This is a genomic window from Azospirillum sp. B4, from assembly GCF_000333275.1.
Classification (GTDB): domain Bacteria; phylum Pseudomonadota; class Alphaproteobacteria; order Azospirillales; family Azospirillaceae; genus Nitrospirillum.
The window spans coordinates 1-2773 of record NZ_BACU01000237.1 but is presented as its reverse complement, the minus strand read 5'-3'; the positions used below and the strand labels follow the sequence as shown (position 1 = coordinate 2773).

Sequence of the window (2773 nt, the reverse complement as noted above, 5' to 3'; positions counted from 1 at the left end):
GCTGACCGCCCAGGCCGGCGACCTGCGTGACCTGGTTAAAAGCTGGAGGCGGAGCGCAAGGCGGCGGCCGACCGCGCCCGCCAGGCGGAGGCGCAGAAGCGCCAGCTGGCCGAGGAGACGCGGCAGAAAAAGGCGCAGGAGCGGCTGGCCGCCATGGGCCGCACGCCCAAGGACGTGCCCGGCGGCACGGCGCTGGGCGGCATGACCCTGCCTGTGGCCGGCCCGGTGGCCCAGCGCTATGGCGAGCAGGACACGGTGGGCACCACCAGCCGGGGCATCCGCATCAGCGCCCGCGCAGGCTCCCCCGTCGTGGCGCCGTATGAAGGGTCGGTGGTCTTCGCCGGCCCCTTCAAGGGCTATGGCCTCATCTTGATCGTCGAGCACCCCAATGGGTATCATAGCCTGATCGCGGGATTGGGTCGGATCGATACGCGGGTGGGACAACGTGTGTTGACCGGCGAGCCCATGGGCGCCATGGCCAGCGACGGAACCCCCACATTGTATTTCGAGTTGCGACGGGGTGGTCAGCCGATCAACCCCCTGCGCGGCTTCACGGGCACCGAGGGTAAAGGACAAGGGTGAGATGAAGAAACTGCTGACCTCCGTGGCCGTCGTGGCCCTGGTCTATCTGGCCAGCCCCCTGTCCCGGCCGCTGGACGCCAAGCCGCCGATCAAGGCCGAGACCTACAAGCAGCTGGAACTGTTCACCGAGGCGTTCGAGCGCGTGAAGTCCGACTATGTCGAGGAAGTGCCGGACGACCAACTGGTGGAGGCGGCCATCAACGGCATGCTGGCCTCGCTGGACCCGCACTCGAACTTCATGAACAAGAAGAATTTCGAGGACATGCAGGTCCAGACCAAGGGCGAGTTCGGCGGCCTGGGCCTGGAGGTCACGGAAGAGAACGGCGTGGTCAAGGTGATCTCGCCCATCGACGACACGCCCGCGTCCCGCGCCGGCGTGCAGCCGGGCGACTACATCACCCACCTGAACGACGAGGCCATCGTCGGACTGGGCCTGAATGACGCGGTGGAGAAGATGCGCGGCGCCCCCGGCACCGACATCAAGGTCACCATCCACCGCAACAACGTGCCCCAGCCCATCAACCTGACCCTGACCCGCGCCGTCATCAAGGTGCAGTCGGTGCGGTGGCGGGTGGAGGGCAACGTCGGGTACATCCGCCTGTCGGGCTTCACCGAACAGACCCAGGTGGGCCTGGACAAGGCCCTGGCCGGCATCCAGAAGGAGCTGGGCGACAAGGTCGTCGGCTATGTGCTGGACCTGCGCAACAACCCCGGCGGCCTGCTGGACCAGGCCATCTCCGTCAGCGACACGTTCCTGGAGCGGGGTGAGATCGTGTCCACCCGCGGCCGCCGCCCGGACCAGGGCGAGCGCTACAACGCCAAGGCGGGCGACGCCATCCACGGCCTGCCCCTGGTGGTGCTGATCAACGGCGGTTCGGCCTCGGCCTCCGAAATCGTGGCCGGCGCGCTGCAGGATCACAAGCGCGCCATCCTCATGGGCACGCAGAGCTTCGGCAAGGGCTCCGTCCAGACCATCATGCCCATGCCCGGCGGCAATGCCATGAAGCTGACCACGGCGCGCTACTACACGCCGTCCGGCCGGTCCATCCAGCAGCTGGGCATCACCCCGGACATCGAGGTGCAGCAGGCCAAGGTGGAGGAACTGGGCACGCCCGCCGGCATCATCCGCCGGCGCGAGGCCGACCTGCCGCACGCCCTGCGCAACACCGATCCCGGGTCCAAACAGCCGGCCAAGCCGGGCGAGGACGCGAAGGACAAGACCTCGGACGCCAAGACGCCCGACACCAAGGGTGCCGGCGCCGACAAGGCCAAGGTCGATGCCAAGACGCAAGACCCCAAGGCGGATCCCAAGGCCGACCCGAAGGCCGGCGGTACCGCGGTGCCGCCAGCCGCCACCGGCGACGCCACGCCCCAGGACTACCAGCTGACGCGGGCGCTCGACCTGTTGCGCGGCCTGTCGCTGTTGCAGCAGTCCAAGGCCACGAACTGACGACGCCTTAGCCAACCGATGGGGACCCCTTGGCCGCCCTCCTCACCCGTCTGAAGGCCCTCGCCTCGCGCAAGCCGCGCAAGGCCAAGCCTCACAAGGCGGCGAAGAAAACAAAACGCAGGAAGGGCGGCGATGACGACGCCTTCGAGGCGCTGCTGGCCGGCGCGGACGAGGACGCGTCCGCCGACGTGCTGGCGGCGCGCCTGGGCGTGCCCAAGCGCGCCGGCCGGGCGGCCACGGCCAGCCCCGGCGACGACGCCAAGGACAAGCCCCGGCGGAAGCTGAACCTGTTCGCCGTGGCCGTGGCCCTGGTGGTGCTGGCCACGGCCGGCACCGTCGCCTGGCTGGCCGCCACCGCCGAGGAAACGGCGAGCCAGCGGCGCAAGGCGTCCACCCTGGCGGACATCCCGGTGACCCTGCCAGACGGTAGCGCCCGCCCAGTGGCCGCCAAGCCAGCGGCACCGGCGGAAGGCGCCCAGCCCAAGGCGGCGGAGGCCCCGCGTGAGGCGGACCCCGTGGATGTCCAGGTCAAGCTGGCGCCCAGCCGCAATGAGGACCTGCTGGAAAAGACGCGGGCCGGCTATCTGCCGCGCGTGCCGGCCAAGGGCCCCGCCCCCTGGCAAGCCTACAGCCGGCCCTTCCCCCAGGACGACAAGCGCCCGCGCATCGCCCTGGTGATGGCCGACCTGGGCTGGTCGCCCAGCGCGCTGGAAAAAGTGCTGGCCCGCATGCCGGCCGCCG

General features: G+C 69.9%; 2 protein-coding genes and 1 pseudogene. All 3 read left to right on the top strand.

Going from position 1 to position 2773, the window contains the following annotated elements:
* Positions 1-153: 153 nt before the first annotated feature.
* Positions 154-582, top strand: a complete 429-nt coding sequence (locus I55_RS10045; protein ID WP_049974001.1) for a murein hydrolase activator EnvC — start codon at positions 154-156, stop codon at positions 580-582.
* A 1-nt stretch (position 583) separates the two neighbouring features.
* Positions 584-2032, top strand: coding sequence for a S41 family peptidase (locus tag I55_RS10040; protein ID WP_044560400.1), 1449 nt, complete (start codon positions 584-586; stop codon positions 2030-2032).
* Positions 2033-2061: 29 nt separating this feature from the next.
* Positions 2062-2773, top strand: a pseudogene (locus I55_RS10035) (hypothetical protein); the annotation flags it as partial.